This window comes from Streptococcus parasanguinis, from assembly GCF_001073155.1.
GTDB classification, from domain to species: domain Bacteria; phylum Bacillota; class Bacilli; order Lactobacillales; family Streptococcaceae; genus Streptococcus; species Streptococcus parasanguinis_D.
Genome location: NZ_JVEE01000022.1, coordinates 12,148 through 38,070, shown reverse-complemented (window position 1 = coordinate 38,070; position 25,923 = coordinate 12,148). Strand labels below are relative to the sequence as shown.

22 protein-coding genes are annotated in these 25,923 nt (G+C 41.3%); 18 read left to right on the top strand and 4 right to left on the bottom strand.

The features are described from left to right. Positions 1 to 247: 247 nt before the first annotated feature. Positions 248 to 1,093: a helix-turn-helix domain-containing protein gene (locus ADH92_RS03090; RefSeq protein WP_049497025.1), complete on the bottom strand. Its 846-nt coding sequence runs from the start codon at positions 1,091 to 1,093 to the stop codon at positions 248 to 250. A 132-nt stretch (positions 1,094 to 1,225) separates the two neighbouring features. On the opposite strand from ADH92_RS03090, the gene ADH92_RS03085 reads away from it, so the two are divergent. From ADH92_RS03085 to tehB, 14 genes are all read left to right on the top strand, one after another. Beyond that, a complete protein-coding gene (locus ADH92_RS03085; protein ID WP_049497021.1) occupies positions 1,226 to 2,440 on the top strand; it encodes an MFS transporter in 1,215 nt (404 codons plus the stop codon). Between the two features lie 554 nt (positions 2,441 to 2,994). Then, the gene (gene tetA(46), locus ADH92_RS03075; RefSeq protein ID WP_049497014.1) at positions 2,995 to 4,719 is read left to right on the top strand and encodes a tetracycline efflux ABC transporter Tet(46) subunit A; all 1,725 of its coding nucleotides are present in this window, start codon (positions 2,995 to 2,997) and stop codon (positions 4,717 to 4,719) included. A gap of 1 nt (position 4,720) precedes the next feature. Beyond that, positions 4,721 to 6,457: a tetracycline efflux ABC transporter Tet(46) subunit B gene (gene tetB(46), locus ADH92_RS03070; RefSeq protein WP_049497012.1), complete on the top strand. Its 1,737-nt coding sequence runs from the start codon at positions 4,721 to 4,723 to the stop codon at positions 6,455 to 6,457. Between the two features lie 97 nt (positions 6,458 to 6,554). Then, the gene (gene ybeY, locus ADH92_RS03065; RefSeq protein ID WP_003005431.1) at positions 6,555 to 7,052 is read left to right on the top strand and encodes an rRNA maturation RNase YbeY; all 498 of its coding nucleotides are present in this window, start codon (positions 6,555 to 6,557) and stop codon (positions 7,050 to 7,052) included. After that, the gene (locus tag ADH92_RS03060; protein WP_003008202.1) at positions 7,033 to 7,431 is read left to right on the top strand and encodes a diacylglycerol kinase family protein; all 399 of its coding nucleotides are present in this window, start codon (positions 7,033 to 7,035) and stop codon (positions 7,429 to 7,431) included. Before ybeY ends, ADH92_RS03060 begins: the two co-directional genes overlap by 20 nt. Positions 7,432 to 7,460: 29 nt before the next feature. Continuing rightward, complete coding sequence (era, locus tag ADH92_RS03055; protein WP_049497008.1) at positions 7,461 to 8,360, top strand: GTPase Era; 900 nt, start codon at positions 7,461 to 7,463, stop codon at positions 8,358 to 8,360. Positions 8,361 to 8,408: 48 nt separating this feature from the next. After that, positions 8,409 to 9,233, top strand: a complete 825-nt coding sequence (mutM, locus tag ADH92_RS03050; protein WP_049497006.1) for a DNA-formamidopyrimidine glycosylase — start codon at positions 8,409 to 8,411, stop codon at positions 9,231 to 9,233. Continuing rightward, positions 9,234 to 9,830 carry a dephospho-CoA kinase gene (coaE, locus tag ADH92_RS03045; RefSeq protein ID WP_049497005.1) on the top strand — a complete coding sequence of 199 codons (597 nt, stop codon included), beginning with the start codon at positions 9,234 to 9,236 and terminating at the stop codon, positions 9,828 to 9,830. 16 nt (positions 9,831 to 9,846) lie between these two features. After that, positions 9,847 to 11,046, top strand: a complete 1,200-nt coding sequence (locus tag ADH92_RS03040) for a multidrug efflux MFS transporter (protein WP_338322202.1) — start codon at positions 9,847 to 9,849, stop codon at positions 11,044 to 11,046. Continuing rightward, positions 11,036 to 11,185, top strand: coding sequence for a 50S ribosomal protein L33 (rpmG, locus tag ADH92_RS10495; RefSeq protein WP_003005699.1), 150 nt, complete (start codon positions 11,036 to 11,038; stop codon positions 11,183 to 11,185). Before ADH92_RS03040 ends, rpmG begins: the two co-directional genes overlap by 11 nt. Positions 11,186 to 11,226: 41 nt before the next feature. Continuing rightward, complete coding sequence (gene secG, locus ADH92_RS03035; RefSeq protein ID WP_003008189.1) at positions 11,227 to 11,460, top strand: preprotein translocase subunit SecG; 234 nt, start codon at positions 11,227 to 11,229, stop codon at positions 11,458 to 11,460. Positions 11,461 to 11,556: 96 nt separating this feature from the next. Beyond that, positions 11,557 to 13,917 carry a ribonuclease R gene (gene rnr, locus ADH92_RS03030; RefSeq protein WP_049497000.1) on the top strand — a complete coding sequence of 787 codons (2,361 nt, stop codon included), beginning with the start codon at positions 11,557 to 11,559 and terminating at the stop codon, positions 13,915 to 13,917. After that, positions 13,880 to 14,347, top strand: coding sequence for an SsrA-binding protein SmpB (smpB, locus tag ADH92_RS03025; RefSeq protein ID WP_009731435.1), 468 nt, complete (start codon positions 13,880 to 13,882; stop codon positions 14,345 to 14,347). The genes rnr and smpB overlap by 38 nt, the downstream gene beginning before the upstream one ends. Positions 14,348 to 14,474: 127 nt before the next feature. Then, positions 14,475 to 15,362: an SAM-dependent methyltransferase TehB gene (gene tehB / locus ADH92_RS03020; RefSeq protein ID WP_049496995.1), complete on the top strand. Its 888-nt coding sequence runs from the start codon at positions 14,475 to 14,477 to the stop codon at positions 15,360 to 15,362. A gap of 401 nt (positions 15,363 to 15,763) precedes the next feature. Here the strand turns inward: tehB and ADH92_RS03015 are convergent, their stop codons facing one another. Both ADH92_RS03015 and ADH92_RS03010 read right to left on the bottom strand, forming a co-directional pair. Beyond that, positions 15,764 to 16,306, bottom strand: coding sequence for a TetR/AcrR family transcriptional regulator (locus tag ADH92_RS03015; protein ID WP_031576432.1), 543 nt, complete (start codon positions 16,304 to 16,306; stop codon positions 15,764 to 15,766). A 493-nt stretch (positions 16,307 to 16,799) separates the two neighbouring features. Continuing rightward, positions 16,800 to 18,146, bottom strand: coding sequence for an Nramp family divalent metal transporter (locus ADH92_RS03010; protein WP_037608002.1), 1,347 nt, complete (start codon positions 18,144 to 18,146; stop codon positions 16,800 to 16,802). A 168-nt stretch (positions 18,147 to 18,314) separates the two neighbouring features. Between ADH92_RS03010 and ADH92_RS03005 the strand changes: the two genes are divergently transcribed. The 4 genes from ADH92_RS03005 (at position 18,315) to ADH92_RS02990 (ending at position 23,323) form a co-directional block, all read left to right on the top strand. Beyond that, positions 18,315 to 19,016 carry an ABC transporter ATP-binding protein gene (locus tag ADH92_RS03005; RefSeq protein WP_049496991.1) on the top strand — a complete coding sequence of 234 codons (702 nt, stop codon included), beginning with the start codon at positions 18,315 to 18,317 and terminating at the stop codon, positions 19,014 to 19,016. Between the two features lie 13 nt (positions 19,017 to 19,029). Beyond that, complete coding sequence (locus tag ADH92_RS03000; RefSeq protein WP_049496989.1) at positions 19,030 to 21,753, top strand: ABC transporter permease; 2,724 nt, start codon at positions 19,030 to 19,032, stop codon at positions 21,751 to 21,753. 165 nt (positions 21,754 to 21,918) lie between these two features. Continuing rightward, on the top strand, positions 21,919 to 22,761 hold the full coding sequence (locus ADH92_RS02995; protein ID WP_049496987.1) for a metallophosphoesterase family protein: 843 nt from the start codon (positions 21,919 to 21,921) through the stop codon (positions 22,759 to 22,761). Positions 22,762 to 22,873: 112 nt separating this feature from the next. Beyond that, positions 22,874 to 23,323, top strand: a complete 450-nt coding sequence (locus ADH92_RS02990) for an Rrf2 family transcriptional regulator (protein WP_031576605.1) — start codon at positions 22,874 to 22,876, stop codon at positions 23,321 to 23,323. Between the two features lie 246 nt (positions 23,324 to 23,569). On the opposite strand, the gene ADH92_RS02985 is transcribed toward ADH92_RS02990, so the two are convergent. Continuing rightward, positions 23,570 to 25,312, bottom strand: coding sequence for an LPXTG cell wall anchor domain-containing protein (locus ADH92_RS02985; protein WP_049496981.1), 1,743 nt, complete (start codon positions 25,310 to 25,312; stop codon positions 23,570 to 23,572). Positions 25,313 to 25,923: the final 611 nt, after the last annotated feature.

The following is a 25,923-nucleotide window of genomic DNA, read 5'->3' as shown; positions in this document are numbered from 1 at the left end:
ACCACTGCGTCTTGCTCGACAATCCAAAAACAATTGAGAGGCTAGGACTTTTGTCCCAGCCTCACTTTTCTCACGGCGGAAAGTTTTAGTAGATGATTGAATAATTCTAACAAATAAATTCTTTTATTTTGATAGAATTTATTGGATTTGTAAAAAAAGAACAGTTTTTCTACGCCCTATATTATACATCCTGTTTTAAGACATGGGTACAGAATTTCTGTGCGAACTATTTAATAAATAAAAGATATTATTCCACATGCTCATTGTAATGTTGCTGATACTGTGACTTGATACTATTTTCTCCTAAAATTTCAAACACTTTTAGAGCTTGTTGCATTTTTTCTAGACCACTTCTATTATTTATTTTAAATTCATAGTAGCCTGTAGCATATAGAAATACAGTTTGTTCATAGTAGTTGAACTCATTATTTAATAATTTTTTGATCTCGTTAATTAGATAAGAACAATTTTGAAATTTTCTTTTGTCAATGCTTACAATTAAGCAGTTAATTGCTAGCTGAGTAACGAGTTTTTTATTAGTCTTATTCAATGTTGAGTAAATAAAATTTTTTATCATTTCCTTTGTTAATAAAAAAGCAGAATTATATTGAATGGTTCGGATACAATTTGCTAATAATATAATTTCATAGTATCCCCAAGTTTCAACTTTGAACAAATAATCAGTCAAAGATTCTAATTCTGCCTCGGATGGTGAAATCTTATTATCCAATGTATAGATTATTGATTTTACCATAGTTCGTTCCAATGAATTGAGTTGATAAATTGTAGAATTAGTGAGTAAGGATTTAATGTTATCAACATTTTGTAGGGAATACTCTTTACGGATATATTGCATTAAGTTGCCAAATGATATCGTTTGGGTATATTCAGTATCATGAAGAATAAGAAATTCATCCAATGAGATGTGTAATTTATCTAAAATGTTGATAAGTCTAATACAAGATATCTCAGATTCTCCACGTTCGAATCTGGAAATCTGTGATTTTGATAGATGTTTGTCTGCGATAGCACAGATACTTACTTGTTTACTCTTGCGTATTTTTCTAAGTGTTTGACCAAGTTTAGATTTCATTTTTCCCACTTTCACAACAAAAGTTTAAATAGTTTTTATTTATTATACAATACTTAAAAAAGAAAAGGAAAATTGATATGAAAATTTGTTTAAATTTTTATTAATCAATTTTTGAAGGGAGATTGTAGAGGTATGAGTAAAAAAAATATAATATTACTTATTTCTAGGGGACAAACTAATAATTTTGGAAATAGGGTATATGACTACGCAAATAAAATATTCATTTCTACATTACCAAAATCGTCAGTATTTTTTATGTCAGTTTATCAATCAACAGAGGTAATAGCACAAATATTTTTTAACTTAATAGGAGGTTTTGTTGCAGATTTTGGAAATAGGAAAAAAATACTTATTTTAACGGATATCGTTGCTGCTATTTCAACATTTGTTGCTTTTTTATTTTTAGATATGCCTAATAGTGCAATAGTGTTAATAATTGTTAATATCATACTAGCTATTCTAAATTCTTTTAACAATCCTGCTTACAAAGCAATATTTAGAGACCTATTGGATAAAAACTCCATATACATATATAATTCATACAGTAGAAGTTTAGCAGAGATTTTTAATATATTAGTTCCCTTTTTTGGAATTTGGATTATTTCTCTATTTGGTTTCAAAGTTTCAATGTTACTAAATTCATTAAGTTTTGCCATCTCTGCGATTATAGAATCAAAATTTGTTATTAAAAGTCAAGGTTTTAAAAATCAAAAAACTGCTAAAAAAGCAGATATAATGAAAAGTATCATTGAGGGATTTTGTTATATCCTTCAAAGAAAAGAGTTCTTCATTATTTTGATATTAGTATCCGTACTTAATTTTTTCGTCGCGGGTATAGAACTTTACTTGCCATTTATAAATAAATTTTTTAATGTTTCCTATATGTATGGATATATATTAGCAGTTCAAACTATTGGGAAAATACTTGGAGCGTACATCAATAAGTTTTTTAAGAATGATTTCACTATGTCTGAATGTTGTAACTTTTTGTTTATGTCTTCAATTGCATTGGTTCCAATTGTTTTTATTGATAATATTTATTTAATAATATTGCTTTTTGGAATAAGCTCTTTATTCATTATGATATTCGATGTTCAAATATTTTCAAAAATTCAATCAGAGATCTCAGAAGAATTTTTAGGTAGAGTTTTTAGTACTGTTTCATTACTATCTTTGGTCTTATCTCCAGTTGGAACTTTTGTTTTTTCTATTTTGAAAATTCATTCTGCAGTGATTTTCTCTATTATTGCATTATTCCAAGTTCTATTTTGTATTTTTATAAAGATATTGCTTTCTTTTGTTAATTCTAAACAGTCATCAGAAAATGAACCTAATGGTTTGGAATGAAAATTGAGTATAGTCTCACAAATAGATCAGATCTATTTAATTTATATATAATAATCACGATAGAAGAAGTTGTGCCATATAAATATATTTGTATACTTGTCATATGGTATTTTGATTGCTTTATAAACACCTGTTATCTATAGTTACCGTTAATAAACTTGGTAGCTAACTAAAAATTATTTATAGTTGAAATAGGAAGAACTCATTGCGATTTGAGGTAATAGTCTTGCTTTTTTCAACAATTTTCAAAAAAACGTTGACAAGCAAGGAAATCCGTGGTAAAGTTAGAACAACAAAGAGAAAGGAGAAAACCATCATGAACAAAGTAGATGTTTTGATGACACAATTGAATACACAGCTTCTCCAATCTCAGTTGAGTTCGATGTAAACTATAAATGGAACCCAAGATGGAGGAGTTTGTCTTGGGTTTTTTGTATGCATTTTTACCTGCCTTAACTGAATTGGTGATAGGCATCAGAAGGCCCAAGTGTGGACTGAGCACGTACTCAGCTCCTTGCTTGGGTTTTTCTGTGCCATTTTGAAAAGGAGAATATATGATCAGAGCTATTTGGGAGTATATCAGGGAGCGCAAGTGGCGATATGTGAAGATCGCTATGGTCCTGATTCTTTATGATTACACCTTATTGATCCCGACGCAAGTTATCCAGCGTTTAGTGGATCATTTGAGTCAGCAGACGCTGACGCAATCGAACTTTGTATGGGATATGGTCCTCTTGGTAGGATCAGCCATCCTCAATTACCTGACGGCTTTTTATTGGCAGTTGCGCCTCTTTCAGTCGTCAGTCCATTTCAAGGCGACCCTTCAGGGACAAGCGTTTCGTAAGCTAGTAGCTATGCGGCGTCCCTTTTTTGAGAAATTCCGTTCAGGAGATCTCTTGACGCGCTTTACGACAGATGTGGATGGGATGGCCGATATGGCTGGTTACGGGATGATGGTGCTCCTGTTTGGCGGTGGCTTGTTTGCCTTTATTATTCCGACCATGTTTTTCATTTCTTGGCAATTAACCTTGATTTCCTTTATTCCCATGATCTTCCTCGTCGTCTCTACCTATTTTTTGAGTAGAAAGCAGGAGGAGTATGTTGAGCAAAACCGGGAAGCAGTCGCTCAGTTGAACGATGAGGTCTTGGAGTCGATCGAAGGGATCCGGGTCATGCGGGCCTATAGTAGACGGGACCAGCAGGTCAAACAGTTTCAGAAAAAAACAGCCAGTCTATCCAAAACAGGGGACAAAATTGCCTCTATCCAGTATTCTTTTGGACCTTTAGCCCTGTTGTTTATTGGATTCTCGACGGTCTTGCTCCTGCTATTTGGAGGCCAGTCCCTGGCAAGCGGGCAGTTGAGCCTTGGTAAGTTATTGGCTTTACAGCTGTATTTGGTCTTCTTAATTGAGCCTATGTGGATGATGGCGGACCTGATCTTGGTCTACCAGACAGGTCAAATGTCCTATAAAAAATTAAAAGAAGTGATTGATGAAACGGATGATCTGGAGCCAGATGGTCCTCACTACTTAGAGCAGATTGATTTGGTGCAGTTTAAGGACTATTCTTTCAGCTATCCTGGTGTTGAGCGAAAGAGCCTGTCAGGCATTGATTGGACCATTCAGAAAGGACAGACGGTTGGAATTGTTGGTCGTACCGGTGCAGGAAAGACTACCCTGGTTCGACAATTCTTGCGGCAGTACCCAGTTGGTGAGGGAGAGTTTTTGGTCAACCAGCAACCGATCGTGGACTACAACCGACACTCCATCGAAGAAAAAATTGGCTATGTTTCCCAAGAACATATTTTATTCTCCAAGTCTATCCGTGAGAATATAGCGCTTGGTAAAAAAGGAGCCAGCCAAGATGACTTGGTGGAAGCAGTAGCCCAAGCTGCTTTTGCGGATGATCTCGAGCGGATGTCTCAGGGAATGGACACCCTGATCGGTGAGAAAGGGGTCTCTGTATCAGGAGGTCAAAAACAACGGATCTCTTTGGCGCGTGCCTTCTTAAGAGATGCTGAGCTCTTGCTGTTAGATGATTCCCTTTCGGCGGTGGATGCGAAGACTGAACAGGCCATTATTGACACGATTCAAAAAGAACGAAAAGACAAGACGACCATCATTGTTTCCCATCGCTTGTCGGCTGTTCATCAGGCTGATTGGATCATCGTCTTGGATCAAGGGCAGATTGTAGAAGAAGGCAGGGCTAGTGATTTATTAGCTCAAGAGGGCTGGTATTATGAACAATACCAACGGCAACAAAAACAGGAAGGAGAATAAGATGAAAGTATTGAAACGATTATTATCGAGGATCACGCTTTATCCAACTGTCTTTCTTGCTGGCTTTATTTGCCTCTTACTAGCCACCATTTTTTCTGAATTGTCACCCTTTCTTCTCCAAAAGATGATCGATGGGCCTTTGACCGCACTGATCCACGGTGGCGGGCAAGGGGACTTGCTTCAGATGGGAGGATTCTATCTCTTGGTCTTGAGCCTGGGGCAGCTGATTAGCTACATGGGCAATCGGATTTTACTGCATGGAAGTAACCAAGTAACCGCTAGTCTGAGGGACCAAGCCTTTCAAGTCATGCAAGGGCTGCCTATTTCTTATTTTGATGATAAGCCGGCTGGGAAGATCGCGACAAGAATTGTCAATGATACGGAGACCTTGCGGACCCAGTTTTATAACTCTTGTATGATTTTAGTCATCTATTTGGTACGCTTTCTCTTTATCCTAGGGATTCTCTTTTACCTGAGTCCTATGATGGGCCTTCTCTTGTGTTTGGTCTTTCCGATTTTCTATGGGATCCAGTATCTCTACAAGGTCATGACGGACCAGCCTATGAAGGATTTCTTTGATGCGAGAAGCGAGGTCAATACCCAGGTCAATGAACTCTTGCATGGTGCCAGTATGATTCAGCTCTATCATCAAGAGCCTGGTGTGGTGGAGGAGTTTGAAGCCACTACCCAGAAGATGTTAGGAGCCAATGATCGAATCCTCCTGGCCGATTCCATTGCTTCTTGGACCTTAACGGAATTGCTCAAGTTTTTAGTGATTGCGGGCATTTTGACCATCGCTGGGATTTCTTTCCTACAGGGCAATATCGGTGTGACGGCTGGTTTCTTATTTATCAATATTAACTATGTGATTAATCTATTTGATCTCATGGCCAATCTCAGTCGTCAATTTCCGAATATTCGGAGATCCTTAGAAACGGGGAGTCGCGTCCTTGCTTTCTTAGACCAACCTTTGGAGGCCGATGGTGCATCGGAACTGAAGATAGAAAAAGCTCAAGTCGTGTTTAACGATGTTCAATTTGCCTATGAAGAAGGCAAGCCAGTTCTGAGAGATATTGCCTTTCAGGCAAGTCCTGGGCAAACCATTGCTCTTGTGGGTCATACTGGATCGGGTAAGTCTTCGATTATGAACCTGCTCTATCGTTTTTATGATCCTCAAGAAGGAGCGATTTTGATCGATGGTCAAGATATTCGCCAAGTCTCTCGTGAGAGCTTACGCAGCCATATGGGGATTGTTCTGCAGGATCCTTATCTATTTACAGGAACCATTGCTAGTAATGTGGCCATGAGTCAGGATCACATTGATCGGGAGGCAGTCCAAGATGCCTTGAAAAAAGTCGGGGCTTGGCCCTTTGTAGAGCGCCTTGAAAAGGGAATCGACCATCCAGTCGTAGAAAAAGGATCCGCCTTTTCAAGTGGTGAGCGTCAATTGATTTCCTTTGCGCGGACGCTCTATATGAATCCGCAAATTCTGATTTTGGATGAGGCAACTTCTCACATTGATACGGAAACAGAAGAAATCATCCAACAAGCTATGGCAGTCCTGCAAAAGGGCCGGACCACCTTTATCATTGCCCATCGCTTGTCCACTATCCAAGATGCGGATCAGATCTTAGTCTTATCTGAAGGACGTATTGTGGAACGTGGTAGACACGAGGAACTGGTTGCACAAGGAGGGATCTATGCCCAGATGAATGCCATCCAGCAAACAGTGGTGTAAGATTGTCCTGCAAAGAAAAAGATTGAAAACCAGCCTGTATCTAGTATATAGGCTGGTTTTTGTGATATAATAAAGTGATAATAGTGAGGTGATCCAGATGTATATTGAAATGGTAGATGAGACTGGTCAAGTCTCTGACGAAATCTTAAAACAAACGCAAGAAATTTTAGAATTTGCTGCTCAAAAAATTGGGAAAGAAGACAAGGAAATGGCTGTGACTTTTGTAACCAATGAACGCAGTCATGAACTAAATCTTGAATACCGTGATACGGATCGTCCGACGGATGTCATCAGTTTAGAATACAAGCCAGAGATGGAGATTTCTTTTGACGAGGAAGATCTTGCAGAAAATCCAGAATTGGCAGAGATGATGGCTGAATTCGATACCTATATTGGTGAGCTCTTTATTTCAATTGACAAGGCGCGTGAGCAAGCCGAAGAATATGGCCACAGCTTTGAGCGCGAAATGGGATTTTTAGCAGTGCATGGTTTTCTTCACATCAATGGCTATGATCACTATACGCCGGAAGAAGAAAAGGAAATGTTTGGCTTACAGGAAGAGATTTTGACAGCCTATGGACTCACAAGACAATAAGCGAAAATGGAAAAATCGGGACTTCACTTCAAGCCTGGAGTTTGCGATAACAGGAATTTTCACGGCGATCAAAGAAGAGCGCAATATGCGCAAGCATGCCTTATCAGCCCTTGTAGCAATTCTTGCTGGTTTGGTATTTAGGATTTCTGCGACAGAATGGCTCTTTTTGTTGCTCAGCATCACCTTGGTGATTGCTTTTGAGATTATGAATTCAGCCATTGAAAATGTGGTGGATTTAGCTAGTAACTACCATTTCTCCATGTTGGCAAAGAATGCCAAAGACATGGCAGCTGGAGCAGTCCTTGTCGTATCAGGCTTTGCCTTACTAACAGGACTGGTGATTTTTGTGCCCAAATTCTGGGCCTTGGTATTTGGATAAGAGGGAGTATGCCCTCGTGAAAGGATATTATGACATTTAAATCAGGCTTTGTAGCCATTTTAGGACGTCCCAATGTTGGGAAGTCAACTTTTTTGAACCACGTCATGGGGCAAAAAATTGCCATCATGAGTGACAAGGCGCAGACAACGCGCAATAAGATTATGGGGATTTATACGACGGATAAGGAACAGATCGTCTTTATAGATACCCCAGGGATTCACAAACCCAAGACAGCCCTTGGAGACTTCATGGTGGAGTCAGCCTATAGTACCCTTCGGGAAGTCGATACCGTACTCTTTATGGTGCCAGCAGATGAAGCGCGTGGCAAGGGTGATGATATGATCATTGAACGCCTCAAGGCTGCTAAGGTGCCGGTTATTCTTGTGGTCAATAAGATTGACAAGGTCCACCCTGACCAGCTCTTGGCGCAAATCGATGACTTCCGTAGTCAGATGGACTTCAAGGAAATTGTGCCAATTTCAGCCCTTCAAGGAAACAATGTTTCGCGTTTGATTGACATTTTGAGCGAAAACTTAGAAGAAGGTTTCCAATATTTCCCTGCTGACCAAATCACTGACCACCCAGAGCGTTTCTTGGTTTCTGAAATGATCCGTGAAAAGGTCTTGCATTTGACGCGGGAAGAAATTCCCCATTCTGTTGCAGTAGTAGTGGATTCCATGAAGCGGGATGAAGAGACCGATAAGGTCCATATCCGAGCAACCATCATGGTCGAGCGTGATAGCCAAAAAGGCATTGTCATCGGAAAAGGCGGGACCATGCTTAAGAAGATTGGAACCCTTGCGCGTAAGGATATCGAGCTCATGCTAGGGGACAAGGTCTTCCTAGAAACTTGGGTCAAGGTCAAGAAAAATTGGCGGGATAAGAAATTGGATCTTGCCGATTTCGGATACAACGAAAAAGAATATTAAGAAGAGGTGGGCAGAAGCCTGCTTCTTGTTTTTAGAGAAGGAGAAGCTATGCCTGAATTACCAGAAGTAGAGACGGTTCGACGCGGTCTTGAGAAATTAATTCTTGGAAAAACCATCCAGTCCGTGGAAGTAAAGTATCCTAAGATGATTCAGACGGATCTGGATGCTTTTCGTCAAGATCTTCCAGGTCAAGAAATTCGGGCCATGGGGCGCCGTGGGAAATATCTCTTGTTTTATCTGACGGATCTGGTCCTCATCTCGCATTTGCGGATGGAAGGCAAGTATTTCTTTTATCCAGACGAGGTTCCTCTTCGCAAGCATGCCCATGTCTTCTTTCATTTTACAGATGGTAGCACTCTGGTCTATGAAGATGTCCGCAAGTTTGGGACCATGGAAGTCCTCATACCTGAGCTTATCGAGAGCTATTTTTTGACGAAAAAGATTGGTCCAGAGCCGACGGAAGTGGATTTTAAAGAACCAGCCTTTCAAGCAGCTCTTAAAAAATCAAAGAAACCCATTAAATCAGCTCTTTTAGACCAAAAATTAGTGGCTGGTCTGGGCAATATCTATGTGGATGAGGTCCTTTATCGAGCCAAGGTTCATCCAGCCCGTTTGGGTCAAAGCCTGACTGCTAGAGAAGCCAAAGCAATCCGCAAAGAAACGATTGCTGTGCTTGCTCAAGCTGTTGAAAAGGGTGGCTCCACCATTCGCTCCTACAGCAATGCATTTGGTGAGGATGGTACCATGCAGGAAGAACACCAGGTCTATGGGAAAACAGGCCAGCCTTGTTTGCACTGCGGGACACCGATCGAGAAAATCCAGCTGGGGGGACGTGGAACTCATTTTTGCCCTCACTGCCAAAAGGAGAACTAGATGGCGAGAATCATCGGATTAACAGGAGGGATTGCTTCAGGAAAGTCCACTGTCACCTCCTATTTGAAAGAAAAAGGGTATCCTGTCATTGATGCTGATCAAGTGGTTCATGGTTTGCAGGCACCAGGAGGAGCCCTCTACCGTGTCTTAGTAGATCATTTTGGTAGAGAGATCCTTACCAAAGAAGGAGAGCTGGATCGCGTCGCTTTGGGTCAGCGGATCTTTTCAGACCCTAGTGAACGAGATTGGTCCAATCGCGTCCAAGGCAGGCTTATTCGTGAGGCTCTAGCTGAGGTAAGAGATAGACAAGCTGCACAATCCGATCTCTTTTTTATGGATATTCCTCTCTTAATCGAGCAAGGCTATGAAGATTGGTTTGAATCTGTCTGGTTGGTAGCTGTATCAAAAGAAACCCAGCTCAAGCGCCTGATGGAGCGCAACCATTTATCAGCACTGCAGGCCCAAGAACGCATCGCGTCTCAAATGTCGCTAGATGAAAAAAGAGCCCATGCAGATCTGGTTTTAGACAATAGTGGCGATCTAACTGCCCTCTATGCCCAATTAGATGCAGCCCTACAACAATTAGAAAGAAGATGATTTTATCACAAGAGAAATCAATTGGCGTAAAAATCTATATATTGCCTGGATCGGCTGCTTTTTCATCGGAGCCAGCCTTTCTTTAGTCGTTCCTTTTATGGCCCTCTTTGTGGAAGAGTTGGGTGTTACGGGCAAGGCTGTTCCTTTTTATGCTGGGATTGCCGTCGCGAGTTCTTCTGTAACCTCTGCGATCATGTCTCCCATCTGGGGGAGCTTAGCCGACCGCTATGGTCGAAAACCCATGATGCTTAGAGCTTCCATTGCCATGACGCTGACCATGGGAGGCATTGCCTTTGTCCCATCCGTCTTTTGGCTCTTGCTCCTACGCTTGCTCAATGGGGTCTTTTCAGGCTTTGTCCCTAATAGTACAGCCCTTATTGCCAGTCAAGTTCCCAAGGACCAATCTGGCTATTCCCTAGGGACCTTATCGACCGGTGTCGTAGCTGGAACCTTGATGGGCCCTTTGATTGGGGGACTCATTGCTGAAAATCTAGGAATGCGCAATGTCTTTCTCTTGGTCGGCTTCTTCTTATTTTTGGTTTCCCTCTTAACCTTCTGGGGCATTGAGGAAGACTATGAGCCCCTTCCAAAAGAAGAACAAAAATCCAGTTGGGAGTTGCTCATGTCCATTCAGCAAAAAGATATCCTCTTGGGACTCTTTTTGACCAGCATGACCATCCAAATGATCGCCCAATCTATTTCTCCGATCCTGCCTCTTTATGTGCGAGCTTTGGGACAAAGAGATAACCTGATCTTTGTATCAGGGATGATTGTTTCGGCTATGGGAGTCTCCAGTATGCTATTTTCAGGTTGGATGGGAAAACTCGGAGACCGAATCGGGAATCACCGGCTCTTATTAATCGCCCTTCTTTATAGTGGCTGTCTCTATATCCTTTGTGCCCAAGCGCAATCACCCCTTCAATTAGGGATTTTACGCTTCCTCTTTGGGATCGGGACAGGAGCCCTACTACCAGGAGTTTCTGCATTATTGAATCGTTTAACCCCTCCTGAAGGGATTTCTCGGATCTTTAGCTACAACCAGCTCTTTTATTATTTAGGTGGTGTATTAGGGCCAATGATGGGTTCGAGTATTTTCATGCATTTTGGCTATCATTGGGTATTTTACGGTACAGCCCTTTTGGCCTTTACCGATTTGATGTTCCTCTTATTCTTATTTAGAAAGTATTTGAAAGTGAGAGACGTACGTGCGAATTAAAGTTCAATTGACCTGCACCAGCTGTGGGAGTCAGAATTATTTGACCAGTAAAAATACCAAAACCCATCCTGAAAAGATCGAGGTCTTGAAGTATTGTCCCAAGGAAAGAAAAGTAACCTTACATATTGAATCAAAATGATTTTCATGGTATAATAGTGAAGATTTTAAGGAGTTTTGAATATGAGCGGAGCATTAACAACTATTTTACTAGTATTATCAGTATTGATTATTATCGCAATTTTTATGCAACCAACAAAAAACCAATCGAGCAACGTCTTTGACGCAAGCTCAAATGACTTGTTTGAACGTTCAAAAGCGCGCGGGTTTGAAGCCGTGATGCAGCGTTTAACAGCTATTATGATCTTCTTTTGGTTATTGATCGCGATGATCTTAATGGTACTTTCTAGTAGATAAGATAGGCTCAGACAATGTCTTTGCCTATTTTTATTTTGTAAAACAAAGACACAAGTAGATAGAAAAAAGGAGGCTGGATAACCAGCAAATACATTCATGAAAACAAGTATTAAAGAATATTTACAAGAGCATGACAAAGCCCAGATCAATGATCTGGCAGCAGCTCTAGGAAAAGAAGGATCTAAGGATTTTCGTGACTTGGTCAAAACCATCTCTCTGATGGAACGCCGTCATGAGTTGAAATTCGAGGATGATGGCTCTCTTCGTTTGGCTCAAAAGAAGGCCCCAGCCATTACCCTCAAGGGGATCTTTCATGCCCATAAAAATGGCTTTGGCTTTGTCAGTTTAGAAGGCGAAGAAGAGGACCTCTTTGTTGGCCGAAATGATGTCAACCACGCCATCGATGGGGATACTGTTGAGATCGTCATTACCAAGGTAGCAGACCGAAACAAAGGAACGGCAGCAGAAGCGAAGATTATTGATGTCTTGGATCATAGCGTCAAAACGGTTGTTGGACAAATTGTTCTGGATGAGGAAAAGCCCAAATATGCCGGCTACATCCGTTCGAAAAATCAAAAAATCAGCCAGCTGATCTATGTGAAGAAGCCAGCCATCCAATTGGAAGGGACCGAAATCCTCAAGGTCGAAATTGATCAATACCCGAGCCGCAAGCACAATTATTTTGTGGCAACTGTGCGGGATGTGGTCGGTCATGTGACAGATCCTGGAATCGATGTCTTGGAAGTGCTAGAATCCATGGATATCGTCTCAGAATTTCCAGAAGAAGTGCTGAAAGAGGCTGAGCAGATTCCAGATGCACCGTCTGCAAAGGATTTAGAGGGACGCTTGGATCTGCGAGAGGAGATTACCTTTACCATCGATGGGGCAGATGCCAAAGACTTGGACGATGCGGTCCATATCAAGCCACTCAAGAACGGCAATTTTGAGCTGGGGGTTCACATCGCAGATGTCTCTTATTACGTTACAGAAGGCTCAGCACTTGATAAGGAAGCTCTAAATCGTGCAACTTCTGTCTATGTGACCGACCGAGTAGTACCCATGCTTCCAGAACGCTTGTCCAATGGGATCTGTTCTTTAAATCCGAATGTGGACCGCCTGACCCAGTCTGCCATCATGGAGATTGATCCCCATGGAAAGGTCGTCAAGCACACCATTACCCAAACTGTCATCAATACGACCTTCCGAATGACCTATAGTGACGTCAATGATATCTTAGCAGGTGACGAAGACAAGGCTCAAACCTTTAAGAAAATTGTCCCAAGTATTCATCAAATGGCCACCCTGCATGGTATTCTAGAAAGCATGCGGATTCGCCGAGGAGCCCTTAATTTTGATACCAATGAGGCTAAAATCCTAGTCAATAAAGAAGGAAAACCAGTTGATATCGTCCTCCGTCAAAGAGGAATTGCGGAGCGGATGATTGAGTCCTTTATGTTGATTGCCAATGAAACGGTGGCGGAGCACTTTACACGAATGAAACTGCCGTTCATCTACCGGATCCACGAAGATCCAAAGGCAGAAAAAGTACAGAAGTTTATCGATTATGCTTCTAGCTTTGGGATCCAAATCTACGGAACGGCTAGTGACATGAGCCAAGAAGCCCTGCAAGAAATTATGCGCAAGGTTGAAGGAGAACCTTATGCAGATGTCCTTTCGATGATGTTGTTGCGCTCGATGCAACAGGCCCGTTATTCGGAGCACAACCATGGCCACTATGGGCTTGCTGCGGAATATTATACCCACTTTACTAGTCCCATTCGCCGGTATCCGGACCTGATGGTTCATCGAATGGTGCGCGAATACGGTAAATCCCAAGAAGTGGCAGAACACTTTGAACAAGTCCTTCCAGACATTGCCAGCCAATCCTCTAGTCGAGAGCGCCGGGCTATTGACGCAGAGCGTGAAGTAGAAGCCATGAAAAAGGCCGAATACATGGAAGACTATGTTGGGGAAGAGTACGATGCTGTGGTTTCCAGTGTAGTGAAATTTGGCCTTTTTGTGGAGTTGCCAAATACAGTCGAAGGGTTGATCCATATTACTAATCTTCCTGAATTCTACCATTTTAACGAACGGGATCTAACCCTTCGCGGAGAAAAATCAGGAGTAACCTTCCGTGTTGGTCAGCAAATCCGGATCAAGGTCGAAAGAGCTGACAAGATGACCGGAGAGATTGATTTCTCTTATATTCCAAGTGAATGGGATGTCGTCGAACAAGGCCTCAAGGGCAAAGGACGTGACCGAGATGGCAATCGAAAGGATCGCAGACGCAAAGACAAAAAAGTTTCTAAGGGTTCAACCGTTAGAAGAGATGACAAACGGAAAGATTCTTCCTCTAAATCCAAAAAGAAAAAAGGGAAGAAACCATTTTACAAGGAAGTAGCAAAGAAAGGAGCCAAACATGGCAAAGGGCGAAGGAAAGGTAGTCGCACAAAATAAAAAGGCGAGGCATGACTACACCATCGTGGATACAATAGAAGCAGGAATGGTGCTGACAGGTACAGAGATCAAAAGTGTCCGTGCAGCACGCATTAACTTGAAAGATGGTTTTGCACAAGTTAAAAATGGAGAAGTTTGGCTCAGCAACGTCCATATTGCCCCTTATGAGGAAGGCAATATCTGGAACCAAGATCCAGACCGTCGTCGCAAGCTTCTTCTTCATAAAAAGCAAATCCAAAAGCTGGACCAAGAAACCAAAGGGACAGGAATGACCCTGGTGCCTTTAAAGGTCTATCTCAAGGATGGCTATGCCAAATTGCTTTTGGGACTCGCTAAAGGGAAACATGATTATGACAAGCGTGAATCCATCAAACGTCGGGAACAAAACCGGGATATCGCACGGGTCATGAAACAATACAATACACGTTAAACTAAAAAGGCAATTCTGAAACTTGTTTCAGAATTGCTTTTTTCTCGGATAGGGGCCTTTTTTCTAACTTGTAAAAAGGGGCTTTTTCCTGTATGATAAGGGTACTGAAAGAAAAAGGAGAAGCAGCATGACACAAAAATTGATCGCCTACAAACGCATGCCTATCTGGACTAAGGATAGCATGCCAGAAGCTCTTCAAAGAAAGCACAATACCAAGGTAGGAACCTGGGGGAAGATTACAGTTTTAAAAGGTCAGTTACGATTTATTGAATTGACCGAAGAGGGGGAAGAAATCGCGAGCCACCTATTTGAAGCAGGAGCAGAGAACCCCATGGCTGAGCCCCAGGCCTGGCACCGTGTGGAAGTAGCGACGGACGATGTGGAGTGGTACTTAGAATTTTACTGTGAGCCAAAAGACTATTTTCCTAAAAAGTACAATACCAACCCTGTCCATTCAGAGGTGCTAGAAGCAGTGGGAATTGTCCCAGCTGGAAAGGCGCTGGATCTAGGATGTGGGCAAGGACGCAATGCTCTCTTTTTGGCCCAACATGGCTTTGATGTGACAGCAGTAGATCAAAATGAATTGGCTCTTGAGATCTTACAAAGTATTGTCGCTGAGGAAGATATGGACATGCCAGTGGGACTCTATGATATCAATGCTGCAGCCCTTACTCAAAACTATGATTTCATCGTGTCAACTGTGGTCCTTATGTTTTTAGAGGCAGAGCGGATCCCAGCGATCATTCGCAATATGCAAGAGCATACCAACCCAGGTGGCTACAATCTCATTGTCTGTGCCATGGATACAGAAGATTATCCTTGTCAGATGCCCTTCTCGTTTACCTTTAAAGAAGGAGAATTGGCGGAGTATTACAAGGATTGGGAATTGGTCAAATACAATGAAAATCCTGGCCACCTCCATCGTCGAGATGAGAATGGAAATCGAATTCAACTTCGATTTGCAACCATGTTGGCAAAGAAAAAGCAGGATGTTAAGATCCTGCCTTCAGATTGAAGACAAAGTCATATAAAAAACTTTCCTTAGGTGAGTACGGACGTTAGGTGAAATTATCCAGTGGATGATTTCAGCAATCCAAGAAGTTCCAAGACTTAGTTTTGAGCCTAGGGTCTCAAAACTCCCGAGTGCCTGAAACGTTATTGTTTCAGGCACTTTTCTCACAGCGGAAAGTTTCGGTATTTTCTTGAATCGATTTAAAAATTGGAATTCATTTTTATTTTTTTTGCAAAATCGCTTAACTTATTTTACTTTAAAGTAATTTGTCGACATTCTAAAAGCAGGATCTTAGGATCCTGCCTTTTTGCTTTCTTACAAACAAGTTGAACAAGGTGATCAGTTCTTTTTTCATTTGCCAAAAGAAAAACCTTCTCCAGAAGGGTAGGAAAAGGTTGGGGGATTTAGTTCCAGCTAGCAAAGTCGCAGACACTGAGAATGATCGTTCCAATTTCAATGGGGTCCTCTTTCGCACCCGATTCTAACCAGGTAACAATTACAGATTCGATCGTAGCGATGAAAATTTCTAGACCATACTTGTATGGAACTTGAAAGTCTGAAATGATGTGTTCTTTCGCATGGGGAGTATCGTCCAGTGCATGAAGGGTAAAACTTCTTACCAATTTACTAAAGTCCGAGCAACAGGATTGGGACAAGGCATATATAAAATCATAATTCTCTTTAATAGCGGTCAACACATTGAGAAAGTTTACCTTGACAGGACTTCCTTCAACGAAGAGGCTATCCAATTCTTGCATCATGTCCATTTTCATTTGCTCAAACATGTCGTATTTATCAACATAGTGCAAGTAGAAGGTCCCGCGGTTAATTCCAGCGGTTTCGGTTAATTGTCGAATAGTGATGCTGTCAAAAGGTTGTTGCAAGAGGAGTTTTGAGAGTGCATTCCGTAAGTCTGACTTTGTTGTTGTTTGTCTTTGGCGTACCATATGTTCCTTTCTATAGTTGTATAAATCTGTTTCTATTTATTTGATATTGAAATAATTTATAGGTTAAATAATTTCACGACACTAACAGATAGCATTATACTCCAAAAATATAAATTAGACAATAATTCTCATTTTTGTACAGATAACGAAAAGTGTACAAAAATTTTACAAATTTATGAATGACGGGCACTGACAAGATTTTGTGAAAACCTCACAATAATTAGTGATTTAAATTAATTCCCTCCTAAAAAAATGGTCAGGAAATTTTTAGGAAATGGAGGAGCAAGATGGAAAAGGGAGTGTAATAAATAAAAAGAGGCTGGGACAAAAGTCCTAGTCTCTCAATTATTTTTGGATTGTCGAGCAAGATGCAGTGGTTGAGTGGGCTCTACTACGCTGATTTCATCAGCTTTTACAGCCCTACTCAACTGTGCGGAGGTGGGACGACGAAATCGAATTCTAACGAATTACCGATTTCTGTCCCACTCTCTCTTTATTTGATAAAAGTTGTCACGATCAAATTGAAATTTAAGATGGTTAAGACAATCGCAACGAGATAGCCTAAAAAGGTATTCCATTTCGCATTGACATGCTCTCCCATGATTTCCTTGTTGGAGGTGAAATAAACCAGAGGGAAGATGGAGAAAGGAAGGGCCACTGATAGGAAGACTTGAGAATATACCAGAAGGTCATCGAGGACATGTTCTTGGTCACCGAATAAAATTGCGACAATGATAACGGGAAGGAGGGCAATGATCCGAGTCATGAGACGCACCACCCATTGTGGTAGTCTAAATCGCAAGAAACCTTCCATAACGATTTGACCGGTTAGGGTCCCAGTAATGGTTGAATTTTGACCACTAGCTAACAAAGCGATGGCAAAGAGAGTGGACAAGAAAGGACTTGCGATGGCACCAGCAATATGGTTATCCTTGAGGGCATTGTACATGCTAGAGAAAGCACCAATCTTATCTCCGTGCCCGAAGAAGAGGGCCGCTCCAAGAATCAAGAGGAGGGAGTTGACGACAAAAGCCAAACTCAATTCAATATTTGAATCCCAGGTCATAAAGCGCACTGCCCGTTTGATATCTGCTGGATCCTTGTAATCAACTTTTCGCGTTTGCGAAATGGAAGAGTGGAGGTAGAGGTTGTGGGGCATCACCGTTGCCCCGATGATTCCAAGTGCCAAGGTCAAGGCTTCATTTCCTTTTGGAAGCCCAATTCCCAGTACTTCTTTTTGAGGCAGGAATCCAGCAAAGATTCCCCCGATATCTGGTTTCGATAGGAAAACCAGATAACCAAAAATCGCAAGGATTGTGAGGATCAAGGTTGATACGATGGCCTCGATCTTTCGAAATCCTAGATGCATGAGCCCCAATAAGAGGAAGACATCAAAGATGGTGATCAGAATGGAAAAAAGCAAGGGCCAGCCAAAAAGAAGGTGGAGGGCAATCCCTGATCCGATGACTTCTGCTAAATCTGTCGCCATCAGGGCAAGCTCGATCACAATCCAAAGGGTATAGCGAAGCCATTTTGGCAAGTGATGGGCGGTTGTTTGGGCCAGGTCCTTACGATGGACAATTCCTAGTTTACCAGCCATTTGTTGCAACTGCATGGCGATTAAAGAGGAGAGAAGAACCACTGATAAGAGGAGGTAGCGGTATTGTGCCCCTCCGACCACACTGGTAATCCAGTTTCCCGGGTCCATATAGCCGACAGCTACCAGACTTCCTGGTCCTGAAAAGAGTAGAAGAGTCTTCCAAAAGGGGATGCCTTTTGGCACGTCAATAGACTGGTTGATTTCTTGAAGAGATTTCCTTTCAAACTGTTGTAAACTCATGATGAGCCTTCTTTCTAAGAATAAATCAATTTGTCTCTATTATAGCATACAATTTATAATAGTTCATGATAATGAGGAAGAATCACTATTGGTGATACCTCGATTTCTTTGTAATCTATACGAAAAGGACTATAATATAGATAGGAAATAGGAGGGAGGAGAGAAAAAATGGCCTACATCGAAATGCAGCACTGTTACAAGCGATACACTAGTGGAGAAACGGAGATTCTCGCTAATCAGGATGTTTCTTTTGAGATTGAAAAAGGCGAATTGGTCATTATTTTAGGGGCGTCAGGAGCTGGAAAATCAACGGTTCTCAATATCTTAGGAGGGATGGACACGAATGACGAAGGACAGGTCCTGATTGATGGGGTGGATATTTCTAAGCTCAATTCCCATCAACGAACGGATTATCGACGAGATGACGTTGGCTTTGTCTTTCAATTTTATAATTTAGTAGCCAATCTGACAGCCAAGGAAAATGTCGAATTGGCTTCAGAAATCGTCTCTGATGCCTTGGATCCGGAAGCCGTTTTAAGAGAAGTAGGACTTGGCAATCGTCTTGATAATTTTCCTGCCCAATTGTCAGGTGGAGAGCAACAACGGGTGGCGATCGCTCGGGCAGTGGCGAAAAACCCTAAAATTCTCCTTTGCGATGAGCCTACAGGAGCCTTAGATTACCAGACAGGTAAGCAAGTATTGGGGATTTTACAGGCCATGTCTCGAAAAAAAGGAGCGACGGTCATCATCGTAACTCATAATGCTGCTTTAGCTCCGATTGCAGACCGTGTGATTCGCATGCATGATGCCAAGGTCAAGTCTATAGAAATCAATGAGTTTCCTCAAGATATTGCTACACTAGAATATTAGAAGAGGTGCTAGCATGAAACGAAAAATCTATTGGAAGGATCTGTTTGGTTCTTTTACACATTCAAAAGGACGTTTTCTTTCCATCTTAACCTTGATGTTGTTGGGAAGCTTGGCCTTGGTTGGCTTAAAGGTGACCACCCCAAATATGCACCGAACGGCTAACCAGTTTATTCAGCAACAAAAGATGCTAGATCTTGCTGTCATGGGGGACTTGGGATTAGACCAGGTAGACCAAGAGGAGCTTTTAGGAGTCAAGGGGGCGCGTGTCGAATTTGGTTCACTGTTAGATCTGACGGTGAAAGGAACAGGAACGGCAATCCGACTTTTTTCTCCCCCAAAGAGTCTCTCTTCTTTTCGTGTGACCAAGGGGCGTCTGCCCAAAAAAGAAGGAGAACTGGCCCTAGCGAGTTTTTGGGAGGATCGTTATCGATTAGGAGATACCCTCACACTTGAAGAAAAGGCGGGAACTAGGTCTAGTTTAAAGCAAAAGCAATTCACCATTGTTGGCTTTGTTCAATCCTCTGAGATGTGGTCTCAAAAGAATTTAGGAACTGCCATAAGTGGCAGTGGGAATCTGGATGCCTATGCTCTGGTTTCAAAAGAGGTCTTTACGACTAAACTTCCTGTGATGGCGCGTATCCAGTTTGATGATCTGAGATCTTTTGATTCTTTTTCGCAGTCCTACCAAAAACGGCTAGAAGATCACCAAGAAGAGTTAGAAAAACTTCTGAAAGACAATGGAAAGGCTCACTATCAAAGACTCAAGAAGGAGGCGGATGGGCAGATCCAAAAAGGCCAGAAAGAACTCAGTCGTGCCAAGGAAACACTACAGTCAGCCAAGAATCAGATCGATCAGGCTCAAAAGCAAATAGACTTGCAGGAGACGCAACTCAGCAAACTAGCTCCATTTCTGCCAGCTAAAGAGCACCTAGCCAGTCAAGAAAAAATCCATCAAGCTAAAGAGCAACTGGATCAGAAAAAGAAGGACTGGACCGAAAGTGAAACGGAGCTTGCAAAAAAAGAGGAGGAGCTAAAAAAAGCCCAAACCGAGCGAGATCAGCTGGAAATTCCAACTTATCATGTTTATGATCGCAAGACCATGCCAGGCGGACAAGGTTACCTGATGTATAGCAATGCTAGTAGCAGTATCTCTGCTGTCGGAAATATTTTTCCGGTCGTTCTTTATCTGGTAGCAGCCATGGTGACATTTACCACGATGACGCGCTTTGTCGATGAAGAGCGGACCAATGCAGGCATTTTTAAGGCGTTGGGCTATCGAACCAAGGACATCATTCTCAAATTTGTCCTCTATGGATTCTTTGCTGGTACGATTGGAACCCTTCTAGGAAGCTTGCTGGGGCATTATTTCCTATCGGGGATTATTTCCAACATTATTACGCAAGGGATGGTTATAGGAGAGAGCAGAGAGTATTTTTATAGGGATATAACTCTGACTGCTCTCGGACTATCTTTCATCGCGAGTGTGCTTCCAGCTTACTGGGTTGCTCGTAAGGAATTAAAAGAAGAAGCCAATCTATTATTACTGCCCAAACCACCAGTATCCGGTTCGAAAATTTTTCTGGAGCGTATCCATTTTATTTGGAAACGTCTGAGTTTCACCCACAAGGTTACTGCTCGCAATCTCTTTCGTTACAAACAAAGGATGCTGATGACCATTTTTGGAGTGGCGGGTTCTATTGCTCTTCTCTTTGCAGGGCTAGGGATTCAATCTTCTGTAGAAAGTGTTTCCAAACGCCAATTTCAAGAGATCCTATCTTATGAGTTGGTTGTAGCCAAAAAAACGAATGCCTCCTACCAAGAAAGCAAAGAACTAACCAATCGTCTGGCAAAATCAGACATCAAGGATTATCGAGCCATCTATAGTAAGGTCATTGAAGCTTCTTTAAAAAATGGACACGACAAGCAGACCGTTACGATGTTGGTTACGGATCGTGCAGATTTTTCTCCCTTTGTCAGCCTGCGTTCATTCAAGCAAGGGGAATCCTTGTCTCTAAAGAAAGGGGTTATCATCAGTAGCAAACTGGCACAACTAGCCCAGGTTACAGTTGGGGAACGACTGACCCTAAATGGTCACTCTTTTAAGGTGGCAGGAATCACTGAAAATTATGTTGGCCATTTTATCTATATGGATCAGGCAAGTTACCAAAAAATCTACGGAGAGCGGACTTTAGAAAACAGCTATTTGGTGCAGCTGCGAAATTCATCCACACAACAAGTGCAAGCAGTTAGTCGGGATATGATGGCTCTTGCAGCTGTGAAGGCAGTCAGTCAAAATGCTTCGATGATTTCCCTCTTTAACTCAGTTGCCAAATCGTTGGACACCACTATGATGATTCTGGTAGTCGTATCGATCTTACTAGCCATTGTGATCTTGTATAATTTAACCAATATCAATGTGGCAGAGCGGATCCGGGAATTATCGACCATTAAGGTTTTAGGATTCCATAATAAGGAAGTGACACTCTATATTTACCGCGAAACCATCTTATTGTCTATCATAGGGATCCTTTTGGGATTAGTGGGTGGTTATTATCTTCATCAATTCCTCATTGCCATGATTGCACCAGATGCCATTCTCTTTTACCCTAAAGTGGGACTTGGCGTATTCCTCTTCCCTGTTGGAGGAATGATCCTTCTCTTGCTCCTGTTAGGAATTTATGTTGACCATTATCTCCGAAAAGTAGACATGCTTGAAGCCCTCAAATCACTAGACTAAGATACAAAGCCGTTAAGCAACTCAAAGGAAAAAGATAAATCCAACGACGAAGCGTCCGCTTCTAGCCTGAGTTTTCATTTCTAGTAGCAATGAATGTTCATAAAACTTTCACCTTAGGGTGGAAGTTTTTCTTCTCTTTGTTATAATGGAGAGAAGGAGAAGATCATGACTAAAATTGCTTTACTTTCAGATATTCATGGAAATACGACAGCTTTAGAATCTGTTCTAGAGGATAGCCGAAAAGCCAAGGTGGATGAATATTGGCTCTTAGGAGATAGTTTGATGCCAGGAACAGGGAGACGGGCCCTCTTGGAGCTGTTAGAGGAGTTACCGATTACGGTCAAAGTCCTTGGGAACTGGGAAGATAGTCTTTGGCGGGCCATGAGGGGGATGTTGGATGAGACCAGACCCAGTCATCGCTACCTCATGCGCCAGTGTCAATATATTCTTGAAGAAATTACGCCCCAGGAAATTGAAGACATGCAGAAAATGCCCATGCAGGTCCATAGAGAAATCGCAGGTTTAAAGATCGGTATTACCCACCACTTACCTGATAAGAATTGGGGTCGCGAATTGATCCACATTGGTGAGCAGAAGGATTTTGATCGTTTGGTGACAAACCCGTCTTGTGATATTGCAGTCTACGGACACATTCACCAGCAGTTTTTCCGCTACGGGACAGGAGGAGAACTGATTATCAATCCTGGCTCGATCGGTCAACCTTTCTTTTTAGAAAAGAATCTTCGCAAGGACCTTCGGGCCATGTATGCTATTCTTGAATTTGATCAAATGGGGCTAAAAGATGTAGATTTTAGACGGGTGGACTATGATGTCCAAAAAGAACTGCAACTGGCAAAAGATCTCCATCTTCCTTATTACCAAGTGTATTATGAAAGTTTGGTTAATGGCATTCATCATACCCACAATCATGAGCTCCTTCATGAAATTGAGCAGAGAGAAGGTCATGATCTAGAAATCGATGCTTGGCTAGCGGATTTCTTCCAATAGTGTAACTATTGACATTACAACTAAAAAGAGTATAATAGGAATAACGAAAGTCGTCCCTTGACGGTTGTTCAATAGACTCTACCTTCAAAAACGGGTAGAAAGGAGTGAAGTTATGCAAATTTCGAGTCGCTTTACCATTGGGACTCATGTCTTGATCATGATTGCTCTACAAGGAGAAAAAACAAAAGTAACCAGTGATTTTTTGGCAGGAAGTGTCGGCGTGAACCCTGTTATTATTCGAAAGACCTTGTCTCAGTTGAAGAAAGCTGGATTGATCCATGTAGCGCGTGGGACAGGCGGAGCTGAGCTCGCAAAAGCAGCCGATGAGATCAGTTTGCTGGATATCTATCAAGCAGTAGAATGTTTAGGTTCGACAGGTCAATTATTTGGTTTTCATGACAATCCAAATCCAGCCTGCCCAATTGGCCACAATATCCACAATGTTTTAGATGGGAAGCTTGAGGACATTCAGACTGCTATGGAAAAAGAAATGTCTCAAACCACTTTAAAAGACGTCGTAGAAGATACGCAGAAAAGAATGAAACTCGAATCGGTTTCATAAGAAAAAGATCGAAGAAGTATAAGCTTCTTCGATCTTTTTTGCTGAGATCGGAACTTGAACCTCTATTAGTCTATAGCTTTTGCCCACTTTTTGGATAAGTGGTGAGAAAAACTAGAGAGAGCAAAGTTAAAGAGAAAATAGACTGCTACGATCAATAAGTAGAGAGTAAAGATTTGCGAGGGTTCAAAATAACCTCTTATTAGAATTTGCCAGCTTCCAGACAGGTGAACGGCTTAGAATTTTCTATTATCTTTCACTCTTTCTTTTTTTGATGAGGGAGAATCCAAGGAAACCTGTTAAGGCACCCAAGAAGCTAAAGAATACATTGCTACTAGAATCTCCGGTTTTTGGCAATCCTACTTGTTTTAAATCCATTACTGATTTAGTAACAGAATTCTGAGATGGTTGAGGATCTACAGTTCCTTCGTGAGAGAGCGGATTTTCTTTTTTAACTTCTTCTTGGCTTGGTTGAACTGGTTCAGGGACTATTGGTGAAACGGGTGTTGGAGTTGGTGCTACGGGAGTAACAGGATTATAAGCTTCCTTCACATATTCATATACTACATGGAGCGTCCCCTCTTTCATAGGACCAATCTCTGGTGCAGATGAGGATGAAATCCCTACTAGAAGATATTTTTGTCCATTAAAAATAATATAGTCTGGGCGTTCGAGATTATTTTCTGTTGTGTTGTAGTTTTTAAGTCTACCATCCAATCCATAGACAGAAGTCATGGCAGTATCAGTATATGTAGGTTTGATGGATTGGTTGGATCCTTTGATCACATAGTCGATCAGAACGTTTCCTTGGTAAAAAGCAGATACGTCTTGATCAGCCATATCTTCTGTTTCAGATGCATAATACGTAATAGATTTATTTTCCTTTAAGGAAAATATTTTCACATAGTTAAAGAAAGTATCGGGATCAATATTGGTGTCATTTGGAATTTTGGTCCAGTCCCCATTATTAGGTGTAATGTAGGTATTTGGACTTGCAACGGACTTGATGAGATGACCATCCTGTACGTAACTTTCATCCACTAGGGTAGGATTGCCCAACCCACCATAACTTAGATTACCATCCTCATCAGCAAAATAAACCTGATTAGATTTATATTCTTCTAAACTCTGACAGCCTTCTTCATAACTGGCTATCCCACCTTCTTGGCTACATTTCCATGCAAAACGGGCATCAATCGGTAAGTACTTGATTTTTTTTGCCTCCTCTAATGGAAGTGTGATAGCTACACGAAAAGCAGTACTTTTTAGAGTTTTAGAACTAATTCCATATAAGTGAACAATTCCATCGCCAGAATAGTTATATCCACTCTCATCCATATTAACAATTGCCGGTTTTTTTCCTGCCCTTAATTCTTCTGCTGTTGGAACAATTGAGGAATCTGAATTAAGGGTAGTAGTAGGATCAGTGTCAGAATCCGAAACAATTTCATCAGGAAGAATGACTTTCATTGGTACATTGACGGGAACAGGATTTTCATTGGCATCTCGTGTTCCTATTAGTGTGAAATCAACTTTAGCGCCTGGAATGTCTGGAATACGGAGTCTGATATCGCGAACTGTTTGTCCATGATCGCTAGAATGCATTCCTTTAAACGCAACGGTATAAGAATAGACAACATTCTCACCATCATCTGTTAAAGCTGCGGGATGTCCCTCAACATTGACATATCCATCTTCGTTTACGATATTACTTTTTGGAGGAGTGGCTGTACTCCTAGTAGTTTCCGAAGTGGTTGTAGCTAGAGTATAATCTCCAACACTAGAAGGAACATTGTCCTCAGCGCTCGAAGAATCATTGTTCGTTACGATAGAATGTTCTCCCTGTGGTGCATTTGCTTCAGTTGTTGATAATTCTACTGTTACAGAAGTCTCTGAACTCCTATTCTCATCAGCTTTCACAATCGTATGAGTATAAGTATTTAATACAAATACGGAAATCGATGCGATACCTAATTTCGTTAATTTTTTCATATGATGAGGTCTCCTAAATGTAATCAAAATTTCCATTATAAAAATAGAAATTTGTTAAACTTTTCATCTGCATTATAAACTAAAATCGGTTGATTTACAATCAATTATTTATAGTATAATAGCTGTTTTTCCTGTACAAAAAGAAAATAATTAGAAAGTGACTAAGCTATTCAATAAAAAAATTAAGTTGTGAATTCCGAAGCATCTTGTTAAAGAAGAAGTAAGGAGGATATGGATGGATTTCTATGCAAGAAAAACTGACTAAGGCATCATTCATTTATAAAGAAGGACTTAAAGATGTTCTATGGATGATTCATCGATTTTTCAGGAAATAGGAAGAACATATGATGACAATGGAAAATTCTAGGGACGAGGTTCAAATAGGGTGTGCTTTTTTGCAGTTCATAGAGGTTATCTTATTTAAATAAGATAATTTTTTATTTCTAAGTTCTTTCAAAGAGGTTATATGACCTCTTTTGAAAGAAGGCTATAAGATTCACGTTTCAATAAAGTCTTATACTATCTTTTTTGATTATATTGAAAAGAGGCTGGGACAAAAGTCCTAGCCTCTCAATTGTTTTTGGATTGTCGAGCAAGACGCAGTGGTTGAG